Below are 19,092 nucleotides of genomic sequence, written 5' to 3'. Positions count from 1 at the left end.
AGCACCGGCCAGAATCGCGCAGTGCCCACTTCGTTCGCCGACGCCTTGCGCGACGCTCGTTCCCGCCGTCGGCTCAGCCAGCTCGACCTCGCGCTGAAAGCCGGGACGACGCAGCGCCACGTCAGCTTCATGGAACGCGGCCGTTCGCTGCCCGGCCGGGGCATGGTGGTGCGCGTCGCCGAGGCGCTCGGCCTGCCGCTGCGCGAGCGCAACGCCTTGCTGCTGACCGCCGGATACGCGCCGGTCTACCCCGAAACCCGGATGGACGACCCCGCGCTGACGCCGGTGCTGGAGTCGCTGCGCGCGCTGCTCGCCGGGCACGAGCCGTATCCGGCGCTGGTCGTGAACCGCTACGGGGATCTCGTCGCGGCGAACGACAGCTTCGGCCTGCTCACCGAGGATGTCGCGGCGGAGCTGCTGGAACCGCCGGTCAACGTGCTGCGGCTGGCGTTGCACCCGCGCGGGATGGCGCCGCGGATCCAGAACTTCGCCGATTGGGCGCAGCACGTGCTCGAACGTCCTCGCCGCGGTCTGGCGAACGGACCCGACCCGCGCCATCAGGCGTTGCTGGACGAACTCACCGGCTACCTGCCGTCGCCCGGCGAACCGTCCGGCGACCACCTCGGGTTCGCCGTGCCGCTGCAGTTGTCCAGCTCGGCGGGCGAACTGCGGCTGCTCACCGCGATCACGCACTTCGCCACCGCGGTCGACGTGACGGTCGCCGAGCTGAGCCTCGAAACCTTCCTGCCCGCCGACGCTTCCACTGCGGAACTGCTCAAGGCGCGACCCACCCGGTGACCTGCCCCATCGTCAGCTCCACCCCCGCCCACAGCACTGCCGCGCACACGCTTCCGATGAAGAAGCGTCGGTACGACAGTCCGGCGGAACCGGCGACGCGCGGCACGAGAGTGCGTACGCCCGCGAGGCACCGCCCTAGGACGACTGCTGGCACGCCATAACGCGCGACGGTCGCTTCAGCCTTGTCCCACTTCGCTTCGCCGATCCGCTGTCCTACGCGCGACCGTCGCAGCTTCGGACCCCACAGTCGTCCCTCCCAGTACGCGAGCTGGTCCCCCGCTAACGCCGACACAACGCAGACCGTGAGCGCTGGCCACAGCTGTAAAGTCCCGCGCTGCACAAGGAAACCCATGAGCAGCAAGGTGGACAGCGTCGGCAGCACGATGCCGGGCAGCAGCGCCGTCTCGGCCATGATCACCAGCGCGCAGATCAGGTAGACGAGCGGCGCGGGCGCGTCAAGAAGCGGCTGAAGCAGGCTGTCCATAGCGGTCCAGTCCCGACCGCACCGGCAAAGCCGCGCGGTACACGTACGCCGGCGGCAGGTTCCGCCAAACCACACTGGTGCGTTCGACAACCGCGAAGCGGCTTCGCAGCAACCGTGCGAACCGACGCGCGGGCGGCGTCCAGGCGGTGTGCGCGTACGCGAAGGTGGTGAAGCGGCCTTGTGACGACAGCGCTTCGCAGACGGCATTCAGTACCGCAGCCTGTGGTGCGGCGTGCATGGCTGTCCACGGCAGGCCGGAGACGACCACGTCGACCGGCATGGTCACGTACGCAGCGACGTGTTCCGCGGAGCCTTCCGCAACGTGCAGCGACGGGAAGCGCTCACGAAGCTCCTGTACGAGGTGCCTGTTGATTTCGACCGCGGTGAAATGCGCGTCGCGCTGAAGGATGCGAAGCAGCGCTTCGGTGAACACGCCCGTTCCCGGCCCTAGCTCCACGACGCTGTGCGCGCTTTCGACGCCCAGCCCGGCAGTCATCACTCCGGCCAGCCGTGCCGAGCTGGCGGCGATCGCGCCGGTACGCATCGGATGCCGGAAGAACTCCCTGGTAATCGACATGTTTCGTACGGTAGGAAGCGGCTCGGTCATCGCGGATCGACTCGGTCGGCGGGAAAAGTCGTCCGCTCGGAGGACCACCGCCATCCTCCGGAACGACGCGCGCGACGACGTCCGCGAGTTACGTTCGTTTCGTGCGTGGACTGGTGATGTGGGGACGCAAGCAGCGTTGGCTGCTCGACTTGCCGCTGTACGCCGTCTTCGCCGCCTTCGGCCCCAACATCGCGGATCAGGCGACCTGGCCGATCCGCATGGTGTCGATGCTGTTCCTGCTGCCGCTGTTGGTGCGTCGCCGCTATCCGCGCACTGTCGCGCTCCTGATCCTCATCGGAGTCGCTGTCGTCTATACGAACGAGATCTGGGCGTACGACCGCGGCCGCAGCGACCTCGCGATGGCAGTCATGCTGTACACGCTCGTCAAAGCCGGCGACAGATGGTTCATCGGCTTCGCGGTAGCTGTCGTCGGCCTGGACACTTTCTGGGGATTTACCTGGGGTGCCAACACCCTGAACCCGACGCTCACCATCTTCGGCCCACTGCCGCTGTACCTGGCAGCGTGGGCGCTCGGCGCGTTCTTCCGCACGAAGGAGCAACTGTCCGAAGAAGAACGGTTGAGAGCGGAGCTAGCGGCGTCCGAGGAACAAGCCCGCAGTCGCGCTTCAGTCGCCGAAGAGCGCACACGGATCGCGCGCGAGCTTCACGACGTACTCGCACACAGCATGAGCGTGATCGTCCTGAACGCCGAAGGAGCGAAGCTCGCGCGCCATCACGATCCAGACGCTGTCGACCGCACGCTCGACACCATCAGCAAAACCGGCCGTTCCGCACTCGCCGAACTACGGCGGCTGTTAGAAGTGATGCATGCTGGCGAACCCGCGCGCGCTCCGCAGCCGACGCTCGACCAGTTGCGCACGCTCGTCGCACAGTCCGGCCGCGACATCACCCTCGAAGTCGACGGCGACATCGCCGACCTGCCCGCAGGCGTCGCGCTTCAGGCGTACCGCATCGTCCAGGAGGCCTTGACCAACATGCTCAAACACGCGCCGCCCGACGCGACCGGCCGGGTCCGGGTCGCCTTCGCCGGTCCGGAAATCCGCGTCGAGGTGACCAACTCCGGCGGACGGCAACCGGCCGCGGCGGGACTGCCCGGGTCCGGGCGCGGCCTCACCGGCATGGCGCAGCGCGTCGCGATGTACCACGGCAAGCTCGAAACCGGCGCGCTGCCGGACGGCGGCTACCGCGTAGCGGCGACGCTGCGGACGGACGCCGCATGACGTCCGTGCTGATCTGCGACGACCAGGAACTCGTGCGCGTCGGGCTGCGGATGATCGTCGACAGCCAACCCGACCTGGAGGTGGTCGCCGAGGCGGGCGACGGCGCGGAAGCCGTCGAACTCGCCCGTGCGCGCCGGCCGGACCTCGTGCTGATGGACGTCCGGATGCCGGTGCTCGACGGCGTCGCGGCCACCGCGCAGATCTGCGCCGAACTGCCGGACACCTCGGTCCTGGTGATCACGACGTTCGACCTCGACGAGTACGCCTACTCCGCGCTGCGCGCCGGGGCCAGCGGATTCCTGGTCAAGGACGCGCCGTCGGACGAGATGCTGGTGGCGATCCGCGGCGTGCTGCGCGGTGACGCGATGGTGTCGCCGTCGGTCACGAAACGCCTGCTCGACCGCTATCTCAGCGCGCACCGGACGCCGCTGGACGAGCAGAAACTGGAGACGCTGACCGAACGCGAGAAGGACGTGCTCGGCCTGATCGCGCGCGGACTGTCGAACACCGAGATCGCCGGGACGCTGTTCATCGGCGAGACGACGGTGAAAACGCACGTCGGCCGGTTGCTGAACAAGCTCGGGCTGCGCGACCGGGTGCATGCCGTCGTGTTCGCGTATGAATCCGGATTGGTACGTCCCGGCGGCTGAATCGGGGCATGCTGGACCCATGCGTCTCGTCGCGGTGCTCGCCTCGGTCCTGCTGCTCGCCGCCTGCTCGGCGGCGCCGGCCTCGGCCCCCGCCCCGGCCAAGCCGGAGCAGGGCCGGTTCGCCGTGCAGGAGGTCGCGGACGGCCTCGAACACGCTTGGGACGTCGCCTTCTTGCCCGACGGTTCGCTCCTCGTGCCGCAGCGGCCCGGCAAGCTCGCGCTGGTCCGCGACGGCCGGACGACCGACGTGCGCGCCGATTTCTCCGACGTCCTCGTGCAGGGCGAAGGCGGCCTGATGGGCCTGGTGCTGGCGGCGGACTTCGCGACCTCGCGCGAGTTCACCACCTGCCAGACCCACCAGGAAAACGGCCGCGCGGTGGACGTCCGGCTCGTCACCTGGCGGCTCGCCGACGACGGCGCGAGCGCGGCGAAGGTGCGCGACCTGCTGACCGGGCTGCCGGTGAATCCGAGCGGACGCCATTCCGGCTGCCGCCCGACGCTCGCTCCCGACGGCGCGCTGCTCGTCGGCACCGGCGACACCGCGCGGTCCACGGTCGCGCAAGATCGGCACAGCCTCGGCGGCAAGGTGCTGCGGATCAACGCGAAGACCGGGGAACCGGTGCCGGGCAACCCCTTCCTGTCCTCCTCCGACCCGAACGAACGCCGGATCTACACCTACGGGCACCGCAACGTGCAGGGCGTCGCGATCCGGCCGGGCACCGGTCAGGTGATCACCTCCGAACACGGACCGGCATTCGACGACGAGGTGAATCTCCTGCGCCCAGGCGGGAATTACGGCTGGGATCCGTCGAAGGGCGGCACCGACCCCAGCTACGACGAGAGCGTGCCGATGACCGACACCAAGCGGTTCCCGGACGCGGTTCGTCCACTGTGGACAACTGGCCAGATCACCGAGGCGACCAGCGGCGACGCCTTCCTCACCGGCAAACAGTGGGGAGCGAACGAAGGCGCGCTGGTCGTGGTCGCGCTGAAGGGACAGAAACTCCTGCTGCTGCACCTGGACGCGGCCGCGAAGGTCACCGGAGTGACGCTGCCCGCGGAATTCAACGACAAATTCGGCCGGTTGCGCGCGGCTCGAAGCGGACCGGACGGCTCGCTGTACGTGACGACTTCCAACGGCAGCAACGACAAAGTGCTGCGCGTGACCCCCGGCTGAGGTCAGCCTACGTACGCGCCGCCGTTCACGTGCACGACCTGGCCGGTGACGTGCCCGGCCTCCGGGGAAGCCAGGAACCGCACCACTTCGGCGACATCCTCCGGCTTGCCCGCGCGTTTCGTCATCGTGTTCTCGACCAGCCGCTCCTGGCGTTCAGCGGAGAGTTTCCCGCGGAAGAATTCGGTGTCCACGATCAATCCCGGCGCGACGATGTTCGCCGTGATCCCGCGCGGCCCGAATTGCCGGGCGGTTTCGGTATTCCACACCTCCACCGCGGCTTTCGCCCAGCCGTACGATTCGGCGCCGGTGTGCCCGGCGATCGAACCGATCGTGACGATGCGGCCGTTGTCGGCGAGCCGGTCCCGCAGCGCCGTCGTCACGAACGCCGCACTGAACAGATTCGCGCGAAGATTGGCCGTCCAGGCAGCGTCGAGCGCTTTCAAGTCTCGGCTGTCTTCGTGCAGGAAATCCGTGTTGCCGCCAGCGTTGTTCACCAGCACGTCGATGCGTTCGGGCAGCTGGTCGCGCGCCGCCTCGACCGCCTCGGGATCGCTCGCGTCGAAGCTCACCGCCCGCGCGCCGAGCAGCGCCGCCGCCTCGGTGAGCACGTCCTCGCGCCGTCCGGTGATCGTGACCCGATCACCCGCCCTGGCAAACGCCGCGGCGATCGCGTACCCGATTCCGGTGCCGCCCCCGGTTACTACCGATTCCCGATTCATCCCCACGTCCTTTATTGCTAAAGTACCTCTGGTGGACGACGGTACCGGCGGCGGGGAAAACCCGTCAAGCGACGAGGTGGACGAGATTCAGCGGGCGTGGCTGCGGGAGCGGCCGGGCACGCCGGTGTCGTCCATCGGTGTGATCACGCGGATCTGGCACATCGCGAAACTGCTGGAGGACGACCGGCGCGCGACCATGCTCGAACTCGGGATGGACGCCTCCACCCGCACCTTGCTCAGCACGCTGCGCCGGGCCGGGCCGCCGTACCGGCTCAGCGCGGGCGAACTCGCGAAACGCTGCCGGGTCAGTCCCGGCGCGATCTCCCAGCAAACCGCGCGTGCCGAACGCGACGGGCACGTCCGCCGGGTGAAGTCCACTTCGGACCGTCGCGGGGTGTACGTCGAGCTCACCGACGCTGGCCACGAGTTGATCGAGCGCACCGTCGGAGATCTGCTGGAGCACGAGGAAACCCTGGTGTCCGCGCTGTCCCCGGCGCAGCGCGATCAGCTCGCCGACCTCCTGCGCATCCTGCTCGCGGACCTCGACCGGCGGGCGCGGAGGTAGGGTGGCGGACATGCCCTCCATCGACAAAGTCGCCTGGCTGCACGTGGTCGACGGCAAGCTGCTCGCCGCGCGCTCGGCGGGCAAGGACACCTGGTACCTGCCCGGCGGGAAACGCGAGGAGGGCGAGTCGGACGTCGAGACGCTGGTCCGGGAAATCGCCGAGGAACTAAGCGTGACGCTGGATCCGGCTTCCGCGCAGCTGGCCGGAACCTGGGAAGCGCAGGCGCACGGCAAGGCGGACGGCGTCGTGGTGCGGATGACCTGCTACACCGCGAAGTACACCGGCGAGCTGAAGCCGAGCAGCGAGATCGAGTCGTTCGGCTGGCTCGCCCACGCCGATCGCGACCAGGTGTCGGCGACGGTCCAGCTGATCCTGGACGACCTGCGCGCGCAAGGAAAACTGGTCTGATGCTGCGACTCGGGACAACGGTGCTCGGAGTCGCCGACGTCGAACGCGCGATGCGGTTCTGGTGCGAAGCGCTCGGGCTAGTCGAGGATCCGGAATGGGCGAGTGCGACGTGGAAGACGCTGGCCCACCCCGGCGGCGCGCACGCGCTCGGCCTCATGCGAAGCGACTCGCCCGCCGAACCCGTGCCGCGGCTGCACCTGGACCTCTACACCGACACCGCGGACGAACAGCGCGCCGAGGTGGAACGGCTCATCGGGCTAGGCGCGCAACGGGTCGACTGGCCGCATTACCCGCCCGAGCCGGACTTCGTCGTCCTCGCCGACCCGGACGGCAACCTGTTCTGCGTCGTGGATTTGAGCAACGCGCCGTCCGGAAGCTGAGGACTCAGCCGAGCAACCGGGGCTTGTTCTCCAAGTGGGACAACCCGTTCCAGGCGAGATTCACCAGATGCGCGGCGACCTCGTCCCGCTTCGGCTTGCGCGCGTCCAGCCACCACTGCCCGGTGAGCGCGACCATGCCGACCAGCGCCTGCGCGTAAAGCGCGGACAGCTTCTCCTCATACCCGCGCGCGGCGAACTGCTGCGCGAGGATGTGCTCGACCTGGCTCGCGATGTCGTTGAGCACCGTCGAGAAGGTGCCGGTGGAACTGGCGACCGGGGAATCGCGGACGAGAATCCGGAAACCGTCGTGGGAATCCTCGACATAGCTCAGCAACGCGACGGCCGCCTGCTCCAGCATCACCCGCGGGTGTCCACCGTGGAGGGTCGAGATCATCCGGTCGAGCAGCAGCTGCGTTTCCCGGTCGACGACGACGGCGTAAATGCCTTCCTTGCCGCCGAAGTGCTCGTAGACAACCGGTTTCGACACGTTCGCCCGCGCGGCGATCTCCTCGACCGAGGTGCCGTCGAACCCTTTTTCGGCGAACAATGCGCGTGCCACGTTGAGCAACTGCTGCCTGCGCTCGCTGCCGGTCATGCGCACCCGGGCGACCGGTGCGGCCGGCCGCGCGCCGGTGACCGCCGCTTCTCGTTTCGCCCGTCGTCTCCCCGCCATTCACTGCAGGGTAGTCGTGCGTGGCAATGCCGGTTCTCACCGGCACTGACCGGCACTGCCATTCACACTGTTATTTGCTCTCGGCCGCGATCCGGGCCAGCCGCTGCGGGGTCGGCCACCGCACGTCGTGCACCCAGCCGAACTTCTCGAACATCCAGATCAGCCGCGCCGACATGTCGATCTGGCCGCGCTTCACGCCGTGCCGGGCCGAGGTCGGGTCGGCGTGGTGCAGGTTGTGCCAGGACTCGCCGAAGGAGAAGATCGCCAGCGGCCAGAAGTTCGCCGAACGGTCGCGCGCGGCGAACGGGCGCTCGCCGATCATGTGGCAGATCGAGTTGACCGACCAGGTCACGTGGTGCAGCACGCACACGCGGACCAGGCCCGCCCAGAAGAACGCGGTCACCGCGCCCCACAGCGACCACGAGATGAGGCCGCCCAGCAGCGCCGGCCCGAACAGGCTCACCAGCGACCACAGCCAGAACAGGTCGTCGACCTTGCGGATGGCCGGGTCCTTCACCAGATCCGGCGCGAACCGCGCCTGGTTGCTCTGGTCCCGGTCGAACAGCCAGCCCATGTGCGCGTGCCAGAAACCCTTGGCGATGGCCAGCGGGGAGGTGCCGTACGCCCACGGCGAGTGCGGGTCGCCGTCGCGGTCGGAGAACGCGTGGTGGCGCCGGTGGTCGGCCACCCAGGTGATCACCGGGCCCTGCAACGCGATGCTGCCCGCGATCGCCATCACGACGCGCAGCCACGGCTTGGCCTTGAACGAACCGTGGGTGAAGTAGCGGTGGTAAGCGACGGTGATGCCCAGCCCGCTGATCCCGTAGAACACGACGAAGAGCGCGACGTCCGTCCAGGTCAGCCCCCAGCCCCAGGCGAACGGAACCGCGACCAGCAGCGCCACGATCGGCAGCAGCACCCCGAAGTACACCGACAGCTGAACGCCGATCCCGCGCTGTCCGTCGATGATCGGCTTGGGGCCCTTCGGCGGGTCGCCCGCTGACTGAGAACGATCGAGGGTGGCCGTCATGCGCTCACTTCTTTCCTCTCACAACCCCTTGCGAAGGGTGCCCTTACCTACGGTGTCGTAAGTTACGGTACAGGAGGTTTCCGGCGCTGTGGAGGCCCGAAAAGTCCGATTGCCCGATGCCCGGGACGGGCCTGTGGCGCACGCCTCCCCCTCCTGGCGCCCCCGTCCTCGATCATCGCTATCCTGACCTGGACCGATCCGCCGTAGTGTAATCGGCAGCACTTCAGATTTTGGTTCTGACAGTTCAGGTTCGAATCCTGGCGGCGGAGCTGCACATCCGGCGAGGGCGATGGGAGTGGGGGCGGCTGAGCGAGGAACCGAGCGACCCCGCGGGCACCCGTCGCCCGACCCTGGTCGAAATGTCGGACGCGTGGCTGGTCGGGCGCGCGCGGGAACTCATCGCGGCCGTTCAGCGCCAGGAACACGAAAACCAGCTCGAGATCGTCAAGATCATGGACGAGCTGCTCGAGGAAACCCTCCGGCGGGGGGAACCCACGCTCGTCGCCCAGCTGCTGCGCGCCTCCGCGTTCTCCCGGCTCGTCACCCGCGGTCTCGCGGCCGAAGCGGAGCCCCGGCTCGACGAGATGCTCGCGCACACCCGGCGGCACGGCCTTTCGCTGCTGCGCGCGGACGCGCACGCTTTGCGCGGACGCCGGCTGGTGCTCGCCGCGCAAGAGGACGCCGCGCTCACCGAGATCGCCCGCGCGCTCGCGATCCTCGACGACTCCACGATTCCGGACCGCCAGGTCGGCGTCCGCAACTGGAACCGCATGCAGTCGATGGCGCTCATCGACTGCTGGATAGTGCTCAACCAGCTCGGCGTCTACGAGGCCGCCGAAGAGGTGATCGGCCGCGCGCACCAGGCGATCCGGGAAAGCGCGAGCCCGCACGAGATCACCCTGCAGCTGATGAACCGGGTCAAGATGCTGCTCGGCTGGGGTCTCCGGCTCGAGCGGATCGAGCAGTACGACGAATCGGCGGAGAAGTTCCGCACGGCCGCGTCGATGGCGGTCGCCGCCGAGGGCCCGTTCGCCGAATCCCTGTTCCCGCGCAAGATCGGCGTGTCCGCGGTCGACCAGGTCGGCGTGCTGGCCGCGGCGCTCGCACTGCACGACCCGTCGGCCGAGCACGTCGAACGGTTGCAGGGCATGCATCTCGGCCACCACTACCCGCACGAGCAGGAGCTGGTCGCGATCGCGCTGGCCCGCTGCCTCGACGCGGCCGGCCGCCGCTCCGACGCGCTGCAGGTGCTGCGCGAGTCCCGCGACGTGCTGGCCGAGGACGTCTCGCAGCCGTCGATGCGGCTCACCCTCTCCCGCGAGCTCGCCCGGCTCGACCCGGAAGCCGCGAGCCAGTCTTTGATCGACTACGCGACCGCGCTGGAAACCGAAATGTGGGCGCTGCGCGAATCGCAGATCGCCACGCTGAACGCGCGCCGCGAGCATGAACGGCTCTCCGCCGAGCACGGTGCGATCACCCAGCAGGCACTGCAGGATCCGCTCACCGGACTGCCGAACCGCCGCGCGCTCGACGAACGCCTGCGCGCGCTGGCGTCGTCGGCGGACGCCCAGCCGCTCGCGGTCGCGCTTGTCGACCTCGACGGGTTCAAAGGCGTCAACGACAAGCAGTCGCACGCCGAGGGCGACAACGTTTTGCGTGTTGTCGCAAGCACTCTGCGCGACGCTCTGCGCGGCGACGACGTGGTGGCCCGTTACGGCGGCGACGAATTCATCGTGCTGCTGCCCGGCGCACCGGCGTCGGCGGCGAAGATGGCGCTCGGCCGCGCGGCCAAATCGGTCGCGACACTGCCGCATCACCTCTCGCACGGTGTGACGTTGTCCATTGGCTTGGTGTCGCTGCGTCCGCAAGAGCGGGCCGAACAGGTGCTCGCACGCGCAGATGCGGCGATGTACGAAGCGAAACGCGGCGGTGGCAACCAGGTCGCGTCGGCCAACTCGATGGCTGGCGACGGCACGAGCGGCTGGCCTGGGGAAACGGCTCCGACCGACCCCGCGTGGAGCGCTGAGGACCCCACGTAGGATCGTTGGTGCTCGTCAACGCACCGGTGAATCGTTGGGAGACTCGTGAGCGGCCCGCTGAGCACGCTGATCCTCGCTGCGGGTGAGGGCACCCGCATGCGTTCCTCCACTCCTAAGGTGTTGCACCCGATCGCCGGAAGGCCGCTGGTGGAACACGCAGTGCGCGCCGCCGCCGGCCTCGCGCCGCAGCATCTGGTGGTCGTGATCGGACACGGCCGCGACGCCGTGCGCGCCGAACTCGACCGGGTCGGCAAGGCGCTCGGCCGCGAGGTCGCCACCGCCGTGCAGGAAGAGCAGAAGGGCACCGGGCACGCCGTTTCGTGCGCGCTGGCCGAACTGCCGGAAGGACTCACCGGCACCGTGGTCGTCAGCTACGGCGACGTTCCGCTGCTGGACACCGAAACCCTGGAATCCCTGCGGGCCGAGCACGCCAAGGCGGGCAACGCGGTCACCGTGCTCACCGCCGAGGTCGCCGACCCCACCGGCTACGGCCGCATCGTCCGCGGCGCCGACGGTTCGGTCAGCGCGATCGTCGAGCACAAGGACGCGACGCCGGACCAGCGCGCGATCACCGAAATCAACTCCGGCGTCTACGCCTTCGACGCGGCTGTCCTGATCGACGGCCTGTCGCGGCTGTCGACGGACAACGCGCAGGGTGAGCTTTACCTCACCGACGTCCTCGGCATCGCCCGCGAGGACGGCAAGGGCGTCGGCGCGCTGGTCGTCGACGACCCGTGGGTCACCGAGGGCGTCAACGACCGCGTGCAGCTTTCGGTACTCGGCGCCGAGTACAACCGCCGCATCGTGCGCCGCTGGCAGCGCGAGGGCGTCACGGTGATCGACCCGAACACCACCTGGATCGAGGCGGACGTCACGCTCTCCCGCGACGTGCTGATCGAGCCGAACACCCAGCTCAAGGGCCATTGCTCGGTCGGCGAGGGCTCCGTTGTGGGCCCGGACACCACGCTGACCGACGTGCGGATCGGCGCGGGCGCGTCGGTCGTCCGCGTGCATGGTTCGGGCTCTGAGCTGGGCGACGGCGTCAACGTCGGTCCGTACACGTACCTGCGGCCGGGCACGAAGCTCGGCGCGAAGGGCAAGCTGGGCGCGTTCGTCGAGACGAAGAACGCGCAAATCGGCACCGGGACGAAGGTGCCGCATCTCACGTACGTAGGCGACGCGATCGTCGGCGACCACAGCAACATCGGCTGTTCCAGCGTCTTCGTGAACTACGACGGGGTGAGCAAGCACCAGACCGTTGTCGGTTCGCATGTCCGGCTTGGGGCGGACAACACGCTGGTCGCGCCGGTGCGGATCGGGGACGGCGCTTACAGTGGAGCCGGTGCGGTCATCCGCGACGACGTTCCGCCGGGTTCACTGGCGCTGTCGGCCGGTCCGCAGCGCACCATCGAAGGCTGGGCGGTCCGGCGCAGGCCGGGGACGCCCGCGGCGGAGGCAGCGGAAGCTGCTCTCGCCGCCCAGCAGCAGGACACCGTTGTGTCCGAGTCAGCAGCAGGAACCGACGGGGAGTCGCCAGCATGAGTCCGAAGTCAGGTACGCCGAAGAAGAATCTGATGCTCTTCTCCGGCCGTGCGCACCACGAGCTCGCGGAAGAGGTCGCCAAGCACCTCAACGTGACGATCACCCCGCAGACGGCGCACACGTTCGCCAACGGCGAGCTGTTCGTGCGGTTCGAGGAGTCGGTGCGCGGTACCGACGCGTTTGTGATCCAGGCGCACACCACGCCCATCAACGAGTACGTGATGGAGCAGCTGATCATGGTGGACGCGCTCAAGCGCGCGAGCGCCAAGCGGATCACCGTGGTCATGCCGTTCTATCCGTACGCGCGGCAGGACAAGAAGCACAAGGGCCGCGAGCCGATCTCGGCGCGGCTCATCGCGGACCTGTTCAAGACCGCGGGCGCGGACCGGATCATGACGGTCGACCTGCACACCGCGCAGATCCAGGGCTTCTTCGACGGCCCGGTCGACCATCTGCTGGCCCAGTCGGTGCTCGCCGACCACATCAAGTCGACCTACGGCGACGCGGACATCACCGTCGTTTCGCCGGACTCGGGCCGCGTGCGCCTCGCCGAAAAGTGGGCGCAGCAGCTCGGCGACCGGCCGATCGCGTTCATCCACAAGACCCGCGACCCGGACAAGCCGAACCAGGCCGTCGCCAACCGCGTGGTCGGCAAGGTCGAGGGCAAGCTCTGCGTGCTGATCGACGACATGATCGACACCGGCGGCACGATCGTGAAGGCCACCGAGGCACTGCTCGAGGAGGGCGCAGCGGACGTGGTCATCGCGACCACCCACGGCATCCTCTCCGACCCGGCCACCGAGCGGCTTTCGCAGTGCAAGGCCCGCGAGGTCATCGTGACGAACTCGCTGCCGATCCCGGAAGAAAAGCGCTTCCCGGGACTGACGGTGCTGTCCATCGCCCCGATGCTGGCGGAAGCCATCCAGCAGGTCTTCGAGGACGGCTCGGTCACGTCGCTGTTCGACGGCAACGCCTGAGTTACAGCAGCTTCTGACGACGCGGCCCGGGTTGGCGGCGCGGCCTGGATCAGGTCGCAGCGGCTGGCTCGGGTCGCGTCGTTTGCTGACTGTGGCCGGGTTGGCGGGGTGATGTTCGTCGGACCCACACGCTGGCAGTGCACTCAGGCAGAGGGCACACACGCGGTGCCCCGCGCGAACGGCACCGCACGCAGAGCACGGCGGCGCGCGGAGGGCACCTCGCTCGGGCACAGCCGCACGCGCTCGCCGCGGCACCCACGCTCAGCGCCACGCCGGCGAAGAGCACACGCCCGATGCCGCGCCAGGCAGAAGGCGCACACGCTCAACGCCCCAAGCGAACCCACCGCACGCGAAGCAGCGCCACGCGTGAACAGCACGCCACCGGCACAGCCACACGCACTTCAGCACCGCACGCAGGCAGCACGCCACTCCGGCAGAGCCGCACGCATTTCAGCGCCCGCGCGTGGGCAGCACGTCACTCGGGCACAGCCGCACGGGCTCGCCGCTGCACCCACGCTCGGCACCACGCCCGGGCGAAGAGCACACGCCCGACGCCGCACCAGGCCAGAGGACACACGCGCTCAACGCCCCAAGCAAACTCACCGCACGCGATTCAGCGCCGCGCGTGGGCAGCACGCCACCGGCACAGCCACACGCACTCCAGCGCCCCACGCGGACAAACGGCACATGCGCTCGGCACCGCACGCATTCAGCCCCTCACCCGCACGCGGCACCCCGCGCTCACCGCAGCACGCAAGCAGTCCCGCGCCAGCTCAGCGCCACCCGTCTCCGGCACGCGCTCCGAGCAGCCACCCACTGTCGTCAGCCAAAGCACCCCTCACCCTTCTCTCCTCCCCTCGCACCAGCACGACCTCACACCTCGCCCATATCCGCAGACAACCACCTCTCCGGCCGCATATGGATCGCCATGTGCTCACCCAGCTGCGTCCGCTCGAACTCCACATACCCCGCCACCTTGTCGGCAGGCAGGTACCGGGCAGCCATCTCCCACGTCAGCTCACGGCTGCCGGGGCGGGTCCGCACCACGGGGCCTTCCACTGACACGTACCGGACCGTCGGCTCGACTCGCTGCACCATCAGGCTGAACCGTCCCGCCGCCTGGATCGCCTTCGCCTTGCGCGATTCCGGCGGCGTGATCACCCACAGCTCGCCACCCGGCGTGTACTGGTACCAGATCGGCACCGTCAACGGCGCGCGGTCCGGGCGCTCGACCACCGAGAGCGCGCCGATGTGCGGTTCGGCCAGAAACTGTTCCCGTTCTTCCCTCGACAACACCATGCCCTCGAAGCTAGCCACCAGGTACGACAAAAACCGGGTTCCGCCGGCGGCGAAAACCGGTGCGTCACCCGTACGTGAGTGGCTAGCGTCCTAGCCATGGGGAAATTCGAATTCGGCGTCAGCCTGCGGCTCACGGCCAACGGCACTGAGTGGACCGAAAAATGCCGGCGGGCCGAGGAGCTCGGCTACGACCACCTGACCGTTCCCGACCATCTCGGGCCGGGGCGGCTGTCGCCGTTTCCCGCGCTCACGGCTGCCGCGGCGGTGACCGAGCGGGTGCGGGTCGGCACGTTGGTGTCCAATGTGCCCTTCTACAACCTCGCGCTCTTCGCCCGCGATGTCGCCACTACCAACAAACTCACCGAAGGCCGCTTCGAACTCGGCCTCGGCTCGGGCCACATGAAGCACGAGTTCGACGACGCCGGGCTGCCGTGGCGCAAAGCCGCCGACCGGATCACCTACCTCACCGAAGGTCTCGCCGAACTGCGCACGCGCGTCGAGGACGAGGGCGGCATGCCGAAGCTGCTGATCGCGGGCAACAGCGACGGCGTGCTCAAGCTCGCGGCGGAACAGGCGGACATCGTCGGATTCGCCGGTCTTCGCCAGGACCGCGGCCGTCCGCCGGGCACGTTCGTGCTCGACAACGACGTCGCGATGGACGAGCGGGTCGCGTATTTCCGTTCGCTGGCAGGGGATCGCGAGATCGACTACAACATGCTGATCCAGCGCGTCGTGGTCACCGACGACCGGCGCGAAGCCGCGGCGGCATGGCACGCCGAGACCGAGGAACGCAGTGCGGCCGATGTCGACGAACTGCTCAACGCACCCCAGCTTCTCTTCGGCACGGTGGACGAGATGGTGCAGCAGCTGATCGCGCACCGCGAGCGGTACGGCTTCTCCTACTTCACCGTTTTCGAGGCGATGATGGAGACTTTCGCTCCGGTGGTGGCTGAACTGCGAGGTCGCTAGCCGCCTGCACCTTCGCGACGGCGTCTCCGGCGATGAGCGTGAGCACCCGGCCGAGGAGACCGTCCGGCACGGCTTCGTCGTCGATTTCGGCTTCCACGGCCAAACCGTTGCTCAACGCGAGCAACACGACGGCGAATTCCTCAGCAGGCAACGGAAGTTCGAGGTCCAATCCCTCGGCGAGCCGGTTCAAGGCACGCGCGATCGTGTCGCGAACCTCCCGGCGGCGCCGGCGCAACGCGTCGCGCCGCCGGTCGTCTTGGTGCGCCATCGCGAAAAACTCGGCCAGCAGCCGGTGCCACACCGCGTCGGCGCGCATTTCGTACATCAGCACCGCCGCGACGTTCGCCAGCCCGGCACCGCCGTCGTCCGCTTCGGCGAAACTCGCCAAACTCGCTTCGAGCCGGTGCGCGGCGTGCTCCTCCATCAACGCCAGCACCAGTTCGTCTTTCGACGCGAAGCTCGAGTAGACCGCGCCTTTCGTCAGCCCGGCCGCCGCGGCCACCTCGGTCAGTTTCGTCGCGGCGATGCCCTGTTCCCCGAACACGGCGAAGGCGGCGTCGAGAATGCGCCGCCGGGTCTCCGCCCGCGTCGGCCGCGTCCGGCCGGTCATCGGCTTCTCCCTCATCCGGGGGTTGACACTGGATCAGCTCGCTCAATACCTTCAGGTATCCAATACCCCAGGGTATCCACTGTCAAGGACGACAGGGAAGGACCGCTCCGATGAGGTTGCGCATCGTCCTGGCCGCCGCGGCATTGCTGACCGCCGCGTTCGCCGCCCCAGCCACGGCCGCCCCGACCGGCGGCGTCAACGATCCGGCGTGCCGGCCGAGCAGCGCACACCCGCGTCCGGTGGTGTTCCTGCACGGGCTCGGCGCGACGTCCTATGAGGACTTGAACTACCTGCAGGATCACGTCGCCGCCAAGGGATACTGCACCTTCAGCCGCACCTACGGCGCGTACCCGCAGTTCCCGGTCGTCGGCGGACTGCGCCCGATCGCCGACTCCGCAACGGAAATCAAGCAGTTCATCGGCGAGGTGCTGAACGAAACCGGTGCGGCGCAAGTGGATCTGGTCGGCCACTCCGAGGGCGGATTCCAGACCTTGTACGTCACGAAGACCCAAGGCATCGCCGACCGCATCGGCTCCGTCGTCGCCATCGCGCCGCCCACGCACGGCACCACGTTCGCCAATCTGACGAAACTGGCGTACCTGCTGGGAATTCGCGATGAAGTCGGCAAGGCGCTCACCGCGTTCGGCTGCCCGGCTTGCGACAACCTGATCACCGACGGCAGCGCGGTCCAGACGCTCACGAACGGTCCCATCGCGCAGCCCGGCGTCCGCTACACCGTGCTCACGTCGCGGTTCGACGAACTGGTCACGCCCACCGAAACGTCTTTCGTGCGCGAACCGGGCGTCACGAACGAATACGTCCAGGACACCTGCCCGTTCGATCCCGTCGGGCACATCGGCGAGGCCTACGACCTCAACGTCTGGAACCTCGTCACCAACGCGCTCGACCCGGACCACGCCACGAAATTCCTGTGCACGGCGGGATCTCCCGGCTGACGCGCGAGGCGGACCCGGTGGCGGCACGAGCGCCACCGGGTTCCGCGCTCAGTACGCCAGGGTGAACCGGGCGCGCGAGTGCTTCGGCTCTTCGATCTCGTCCACGAACGCGATCGCCAGGTCCGCGCCGCTGATGTGCGAGCGGCCGTCGGCGTCGCTGACCAGCACGTCGCCGCCGAGACGGAACTTGCCGGTGCGCTCGCCGGGGATCCAGGAACCGAACTCGGCCGCCGGGCTGACGTAGAACCAGTCGACGTCGTCCGGCAGCTCGCGCAGCGCCTCCAGGACGAGGACGTGGCTGCCCGCCTCCGGCTTGTACTCCTCCGGGAACTCCGGCGTGTCGATCACCCGCGGCCCGTCCTCGCTGACCCGCAGCGAGCCAGCGCCGCCGACGACCGCCAGCCGCGCGCCGTTCGCGCGGGCCGCTTCCACCAGCGTCGGCAGGGCGTCCACCAGCCGGCGGCCCTGGTCGTCCGCACGGCCCGGCGTCGCGATCACGAGCACGTCCGCGCCCTTGGCCACCGACGCGACGAACTCCGCGTCATGCATCGACCCCGACCGCGCTTCGACCCCCGACGGCAACCCCTCGGCCTTGCGCGCGACCCCGGTCACGGAGTGCCCGCGCCGCAGCGCCTCGTCGGTGATCCGGCCACCGGCGAATCCCGTCGCGCCGAACACCACCAGCTTGCTCATTGCCGCTCCTCGCAAAGAAAATCCGTATCGACGCCACCGATGGTAAGGACCGGTCTTCGGCTACTTCAACGGAAGAAACGCACCTCGAGGTGAGCGTGCAGGTCAGCCGCCGAGCGCGGCGAAAGCGGTGGCCAGCTTCGCCTTCACCGCGTTCGCGTCGACCGGCGAACGCACCTCGGCGACCGCCGTCGGCTTCGCCAGCACCTGGTAGCTCGCGGTGCGGTTGGGCAGGGTGAATTTGACCGAGCAGGACATCGTGATGGTCGCGTCCGCGGCGGCGTCGCCTTCGGTGGCGCAGCTTTGCGAGCCGAGCGTGTCCGCGCTGATCTCCACCGAAAGCTTGATGTGCACGGTCGGTTTCGAGCCCGGCTGATTGCCGACGACGCTGTTCGAAACGTCCACTGTGGTCTTGCAGGAACCGACGTAGTCCTGGCAGTCGAGTTTGTCGTTGAGGACCGTGACGCTCGCCTGCGCGAGCCCGTCGAACGGCTGCCCGATCGCGTCGACCGCGGCGTTGAAATCGGTGTGGAACTGCTTGATCTCGGCGTCGGACAGCGGCCGGACCCGGAACGCCGCGCCCAGCTTCGGGCCGCCGCGCGGATCGAGCAGCGCGGGCGCGAACCCGGTGACCCGGTGCGGTTCGGCGGTGGTCACCTGCAGCGCGCCGCCGAGGTCGTACACCTCGGTGCCGTCCGGCAGCTTCTGCTTTCGCGGCGCGCCGGTGCCGAGTCCGCCGAGTGCCTTGCGCAGTTCGCCGGCGAGCTTCGGCGGGGACATCCGCGCGGCCGGGTCGACCGGCAGTTCGCTGCCGACGGTGTGCACCCATCCGCTGCCGAACTGGGTGCTGTTCTCCTCCAGGCCGTGCGACTTCCAGTAGTCCGCGTCGGCCGCGAGGTACAGCTGCCCGTCGGGTTCGGTCAGCCGCACCGACTTGCCCTCCAGCGGCAGCGCGCCGAAGCCGTTGCCGTCGCGCGCGACGCGGTACGTCAGCGTCGCCGGATTGCCGGCGCCGTCCTTCAGCGTCGCGTCGTATTGCAGTGCCGGTGCTTGCTCCAGCGCCTGCAGCGCGGCGTCGACCGCCGTCTGCTGCTGCGCACGCTGGGCAGCCAGCTGCCGGTCGGCATCGGACAGTCCCGCCGTGCCGGTCACCGCGACCTGGCAGCCCGCGAGAAGCCCACCAAGCAGCACCAGTGCTGTCGCAGTCCATCGAGCCCGCATGTCGGCCGCCCCTCTTTCCGCGGAAATCATGCCACTCCCACCAGATCGGCGGGCGG

General features: G+C 68.9%; 21 protein-coding genes and 1 tRNA gene. 13 read left to right on the top strand and 9 right to left on the bottom strand.

The window, feature by feature from the left end:
* Positions 1 to 21 precede the first annotated feature (21 nt).
* The gene (locus tag FKO37_RS09050; RefSeq protein WP_037820222.1) at positions 22 to 798 is read left to right on the top strand and encodes a helix-turn-helix transcriptional regulator; all 777 of its coding nucleotides are present in this window, start codon (positions 22 to 24) and stop codon (positions 796 to 798) included.
* On the opposite strand, the gene FKO37_RS09045 is transcribed toward FKO37_RS09050, so the two are convergent.
* Positions 776 to 1,282 carry a DedA family protein gene (locus FKO37_RS09045; RefSeq protein ID WP_037820220.1) on the bottom strand — a complete coding sequence of 169 codons (507 nt, stop codon included), beginning with the start codon at positions 1,280 to 1,282 and terminating at the stop codon, positions 776 to 778. The two genes, FKO37_RS09050 and FKO37_RS09045, sit on opposite strands and share 23 nt — an antisense overlap.
* A complete protein-coding gene (locus tag FKO37_RS09040) occupies positions 1,254 to 1,889 on the bottom strand; it encodes a class I SAM-dependent methyltransferase (RefSeq protein WP_374204232.1) in 636 nt (211 codons plus the stop codon). Before FKO37_RS09040 ends, FKO37_RS09045 begins: the two co-directional genes overlap by 29 nt.
* A 116-nt stretch (positions 1,890 to 2,005) precedes the next feature.
* Between FKO37_RS09040 and FKO37_RS09035 the strand changes: the two genes are divergently transcribed.
* The 3 genes from FKO37_RS09035 to FKO37_RS09025 are packed head-to-tail and all read left to right on the top strand — an operon-like array spanning position 2,006 to position 4,957.
* Positions 2,006 to 3,130, top strand: a complete 1,125-nt coding sequence (locus FKO37_RS09035; RefSeq protein ID WP_078870808.1) for a sensor histidine kinase — start codon at positions 2,006 to 2,008, stop codon at positions 3,128 to 3,130.
* The gene (locus FKO37_RS09030) at positions 3,127 to 3,780 is read left to right on the top strand and encodes a response regulator transcription factor (protein WP_037820214.1); all 654 of its coding nucleotides are present in this window, start codon (positions 3,127 to 3,129) and stop codon (positions 3,778 to 3,780) included. Before FKO37_RS09035 ends, FKO37_RS09030 begins: the two co-directional genes overlap by 4 nt.
* A 19-nt stretch (positions 3,781 to 3,799) precedes the next feature.
* Positions 3,800 to 4,957 (top strand): sorbosone dehydrogenase family protein, encoded by a 1,158-nt coding sequence (locus FKO37_RS09025; RefSeq protein ID WP_037820212.1) that lies wholly within the window; start codon positions 3,800 to 3,802, stop codon positions 4,955 to 4,957.
* Positions 4,958 to 4,959: 2 nt separating this feature from the next.
* Here the strand turns inward: FKO37_RS09025 and FKO37_RS09020 are convergent, their stop codons facing one another.
* Complete coding sequence (locus FKO37_RS09020) at positions 4,960 to 5,676, bottom strand: SDR family NAD(P)-dependent oxidoreductase (RefSeq protein ID WP_238604218.1); 717 nt, start codon at positions 5,674 to 5,676, stop codon at positions 4,960 to 4,962.
* A gap of 31 nt (positions 5,677 to 5,707) precedes the next feature.
* Between FKO37_RS09020 and FKO37_RS09015 the strand changes: the two genes are divergently transcribed.
* From FKO37_RS09015 to FKO37_RS09005, 3 genes are read left to right on the top strand one after another with little or no spacing between them, the layout of a single operon-like run.
* Entirely contained in the window at positions 5,708 to 6,241 is a 534-nt protein-coding gene (locus FKO37_RS09015; RefSeq protein WP_037820208.1) for a MarR family transcriptional regulator, read from the top strand.
* A 10-nt stretch (positions 6,242 to 6,251) separates the two neighbouring features.
* The gene (locus FKO37_RS09010) at positions 6,252 to 6,650 is read left to right on the top strand and encodes an NUDIX domain-containing protein (protein WP_238604217.1); all 399 of its coding nucleotides are present in this window, start codon (positions 6,252 to 6,254) and stop codon (positions 6,648 to 6,650) included.
* Positions 6,650 to 7,030: a VOC family protein gene (locus FKO37_RS09005; protein ID WP_037820205.1), complete on the top strand. Its 381-nt coding sequence runs from the start codon at positions 6,650 to 6,652 to the stop codon at positions 7,028 to 7,030. The genes FKO37_RS09010 and FKO37_RS09005 overlap by 1 nt, the downstream gene beginning before the upstream one ends.
* Positions 7,031 to 7,034: 4 nt before the next feature.
* Here the strand turns inward: FKO37_RS09005 and FKO37_RS09000 are convergent, their stop codons facing one another.
* Both FKO37_RS09000 and FKO37_RS08995 read right to left on the bottom strand, forming a co-directional pair.
* Complete coding sequence (locus FKO37_RS09000; protein ID WP_134667546.1) at positions 7,035 to 7,625, bottom strand: TetR/AcrR family transcriptional regulator; 591 nt, start codon at positions 7,623 to 7,625, stop codon at positions 7,035 to 7,037.
* Between the two features lie 148 nt (positions 7,626 to 7,773).
* Positions 7,774 to 8,733, bottom strand: coding sequence for an acyl-CoA desaturase (locus FKO37_RS08995; RefSeq protein WP_037820201.1), 960 nt, complete (start codon positions 8,731 to 8,733; stop codon positions 7,774 to 7,776).
* 197 nt (positions 8,734 to 8,930) lie between these two features.
* Between FKO37_RS08995 and FKO37_RS08990 the strand changes: the two genes are divergently transcribed.
* From FKO37_RS08990 to FKO37_RS08975, 4 genes are all read left to right on the top strand, one after another.
* Positions 8,931 to 9,002 (top strand) — tRNA-Gln (locus tag FKO37_RS08990).
* A gap of 90 nt (positions 9,003 to 9,092) precedes the next feature.
* The gene (locus tag FKO37_RS08985) at positions 9,093 to 10,772 is read left to right on the top strand and encodes a diguanylate cyclase (RefSeq protein WP_238604216.1); all 1,680 of its coding nucleotides are present in this window, start codon (positions 9,093 to 9,095) and stop codon (positions 10,770 to 10,772) included.
* A 45-nt stretch (positions 10,773 to 10,817) separates the two neighbouring features.
* Entirely contained in the window at positions 10,818 to 12,314 is a 1,497-nt protein-coding gene (gene glmU / locus FKO37_RS08980) for a bifunctional UDP-N-acetylglucosamine diphosphorylase/glucosamine-1-phosphate N-acetyltransferase GlmU (protein ID WP_238604215.1), read from the top strand.
* Positions 12,311 to 13,291: a ribose-phosphate diphosphokinase gene (locus FKO37_RS08975; protein ID WP_037820198.1), complete on the top strand. Its 981-nt coding sequence runs from the start codon at positions 12,311 to 12,313 to the stop codon at positions 13,289 to 13,291. Before glmU ends, FKO37_RS08975 begins: the two co-directional genes overlap by 4 nt.
* A gap of 873 nt (positions 13,292 to 14,164) precedes the next feature.
* Here the strand turns inward: FKO37_RS08975 and FKO37_RS08970 are convergent.
* Positions 14,165 to 14,590, bottom strand: coding sequence for a pyridoxamine 5'-phosphate oxidase family protein (locus FKO37_RS08970; RefSeq protein WP_238604214.1), 426 nt, complete (start codon positions 14,588 to 14,590; stop codon positions 14,165 to 14,167).
* A 96-nt stretch (positions 14,591 to 14,686) separates the two neighbouring features.
* Here FKO37_RS08970 and FKO37_RS08965 point away from each other — a divergent pair, with 96 nt between their 5' ends.
* Positions 14,687 to 15,559, top strand: a complete 873-nt coding sequence (locus FKO37_RS08965) for a TIGR03621 family F420-dependent LLM class oxidoreductase (protein ID WP_238604213.1) — start codon at positions 14,687 to 14,689, stop codon at positions 15,557 to 15,559.
* Here the strand turns inward: FKO37_RS08965 and FKO37_RS08960 are convergent.
* Entirely contained in the window at positions 15,495 to 16,169 is a 675-nt protein-coding gene (locus FKO37_RS08960; RefSeq protein WP_051729802.1) for a TetR/AcrR family transcriptional regulator, read from the bottom strand. The two genes, FKO37_RS08965 and FKO37_RS08960, sit on opposite strands and share 65 nt — an antisense overlap.
* A gap of 110 nt (positions 16,170 to 16,279) precedes the next feature.
* Here FKO37_RS08960 and FKO37_RS08955 point away from each other — a divergent pair, with 110 nt between their 5' ends.
* Complete coding sequence (locus FKO37_RS08955; protein ID WP_238604212.1) at positions 16,280 to 17,125, top strand: triacylglycerol lipase; 846 nt, start codon at positions 16,280 to 16,282, stop codon at positions 17,123 to 17,125.
* Positions 17,126 to 17,173: 48 nt separating this feature from the next.
* Here the strand turns inward: FKO37_RS08955 and FKO37_RS08950 are convergent, their stop codons facing one another.
* Both FKO37_RS08950 and FKO37_RS08945 read right to left on the bottom strand, forming a co-directional pair.
* On the bottom strand, positions 17,174 to 17,818 hold the full coding sequence (locus tag FKO37_RS08950; RefSeq protein ID WP_037820183.1) for an NAD(P)-dependent oxidoreductase: 645 nt from the start codon (positions 17,816 to 17,818) through the stop codon (positions 17,174 to 17,176).
* 102 nt (positions 17,819 to 17,920) lie between these two features.
* Positions 17,921 to 19,036, bottom strand: coding sequence for a hypothetical protein (locus FKO37_RS08945; RefSeq protein WP_238604211.1), 1,116 nt, complete (start codon positions 19,034 to 19,036; stop codon positions 17,921 to 17,923).
* Between the last annotated feature and the right edge of the window lie 56 nt (positions 19,037 to 19,092).

The organism is Amycolatopsis sp. Poz14 (genome assembly GCF_006704225.1).
Taxonomy (GTDB): domain Bacteria; phylum Actinomycetota; class Actinomycetes; order Mycobacteriales; family Pseudonocardiaceae; genus Amycolatopsis; species Amycolatopsis nivea.
The sequence above is the reverse complement of the archived record's forward strand: the minus strand, read 5'-3'. Positions and strand labels throughout refer to the sequence as shown.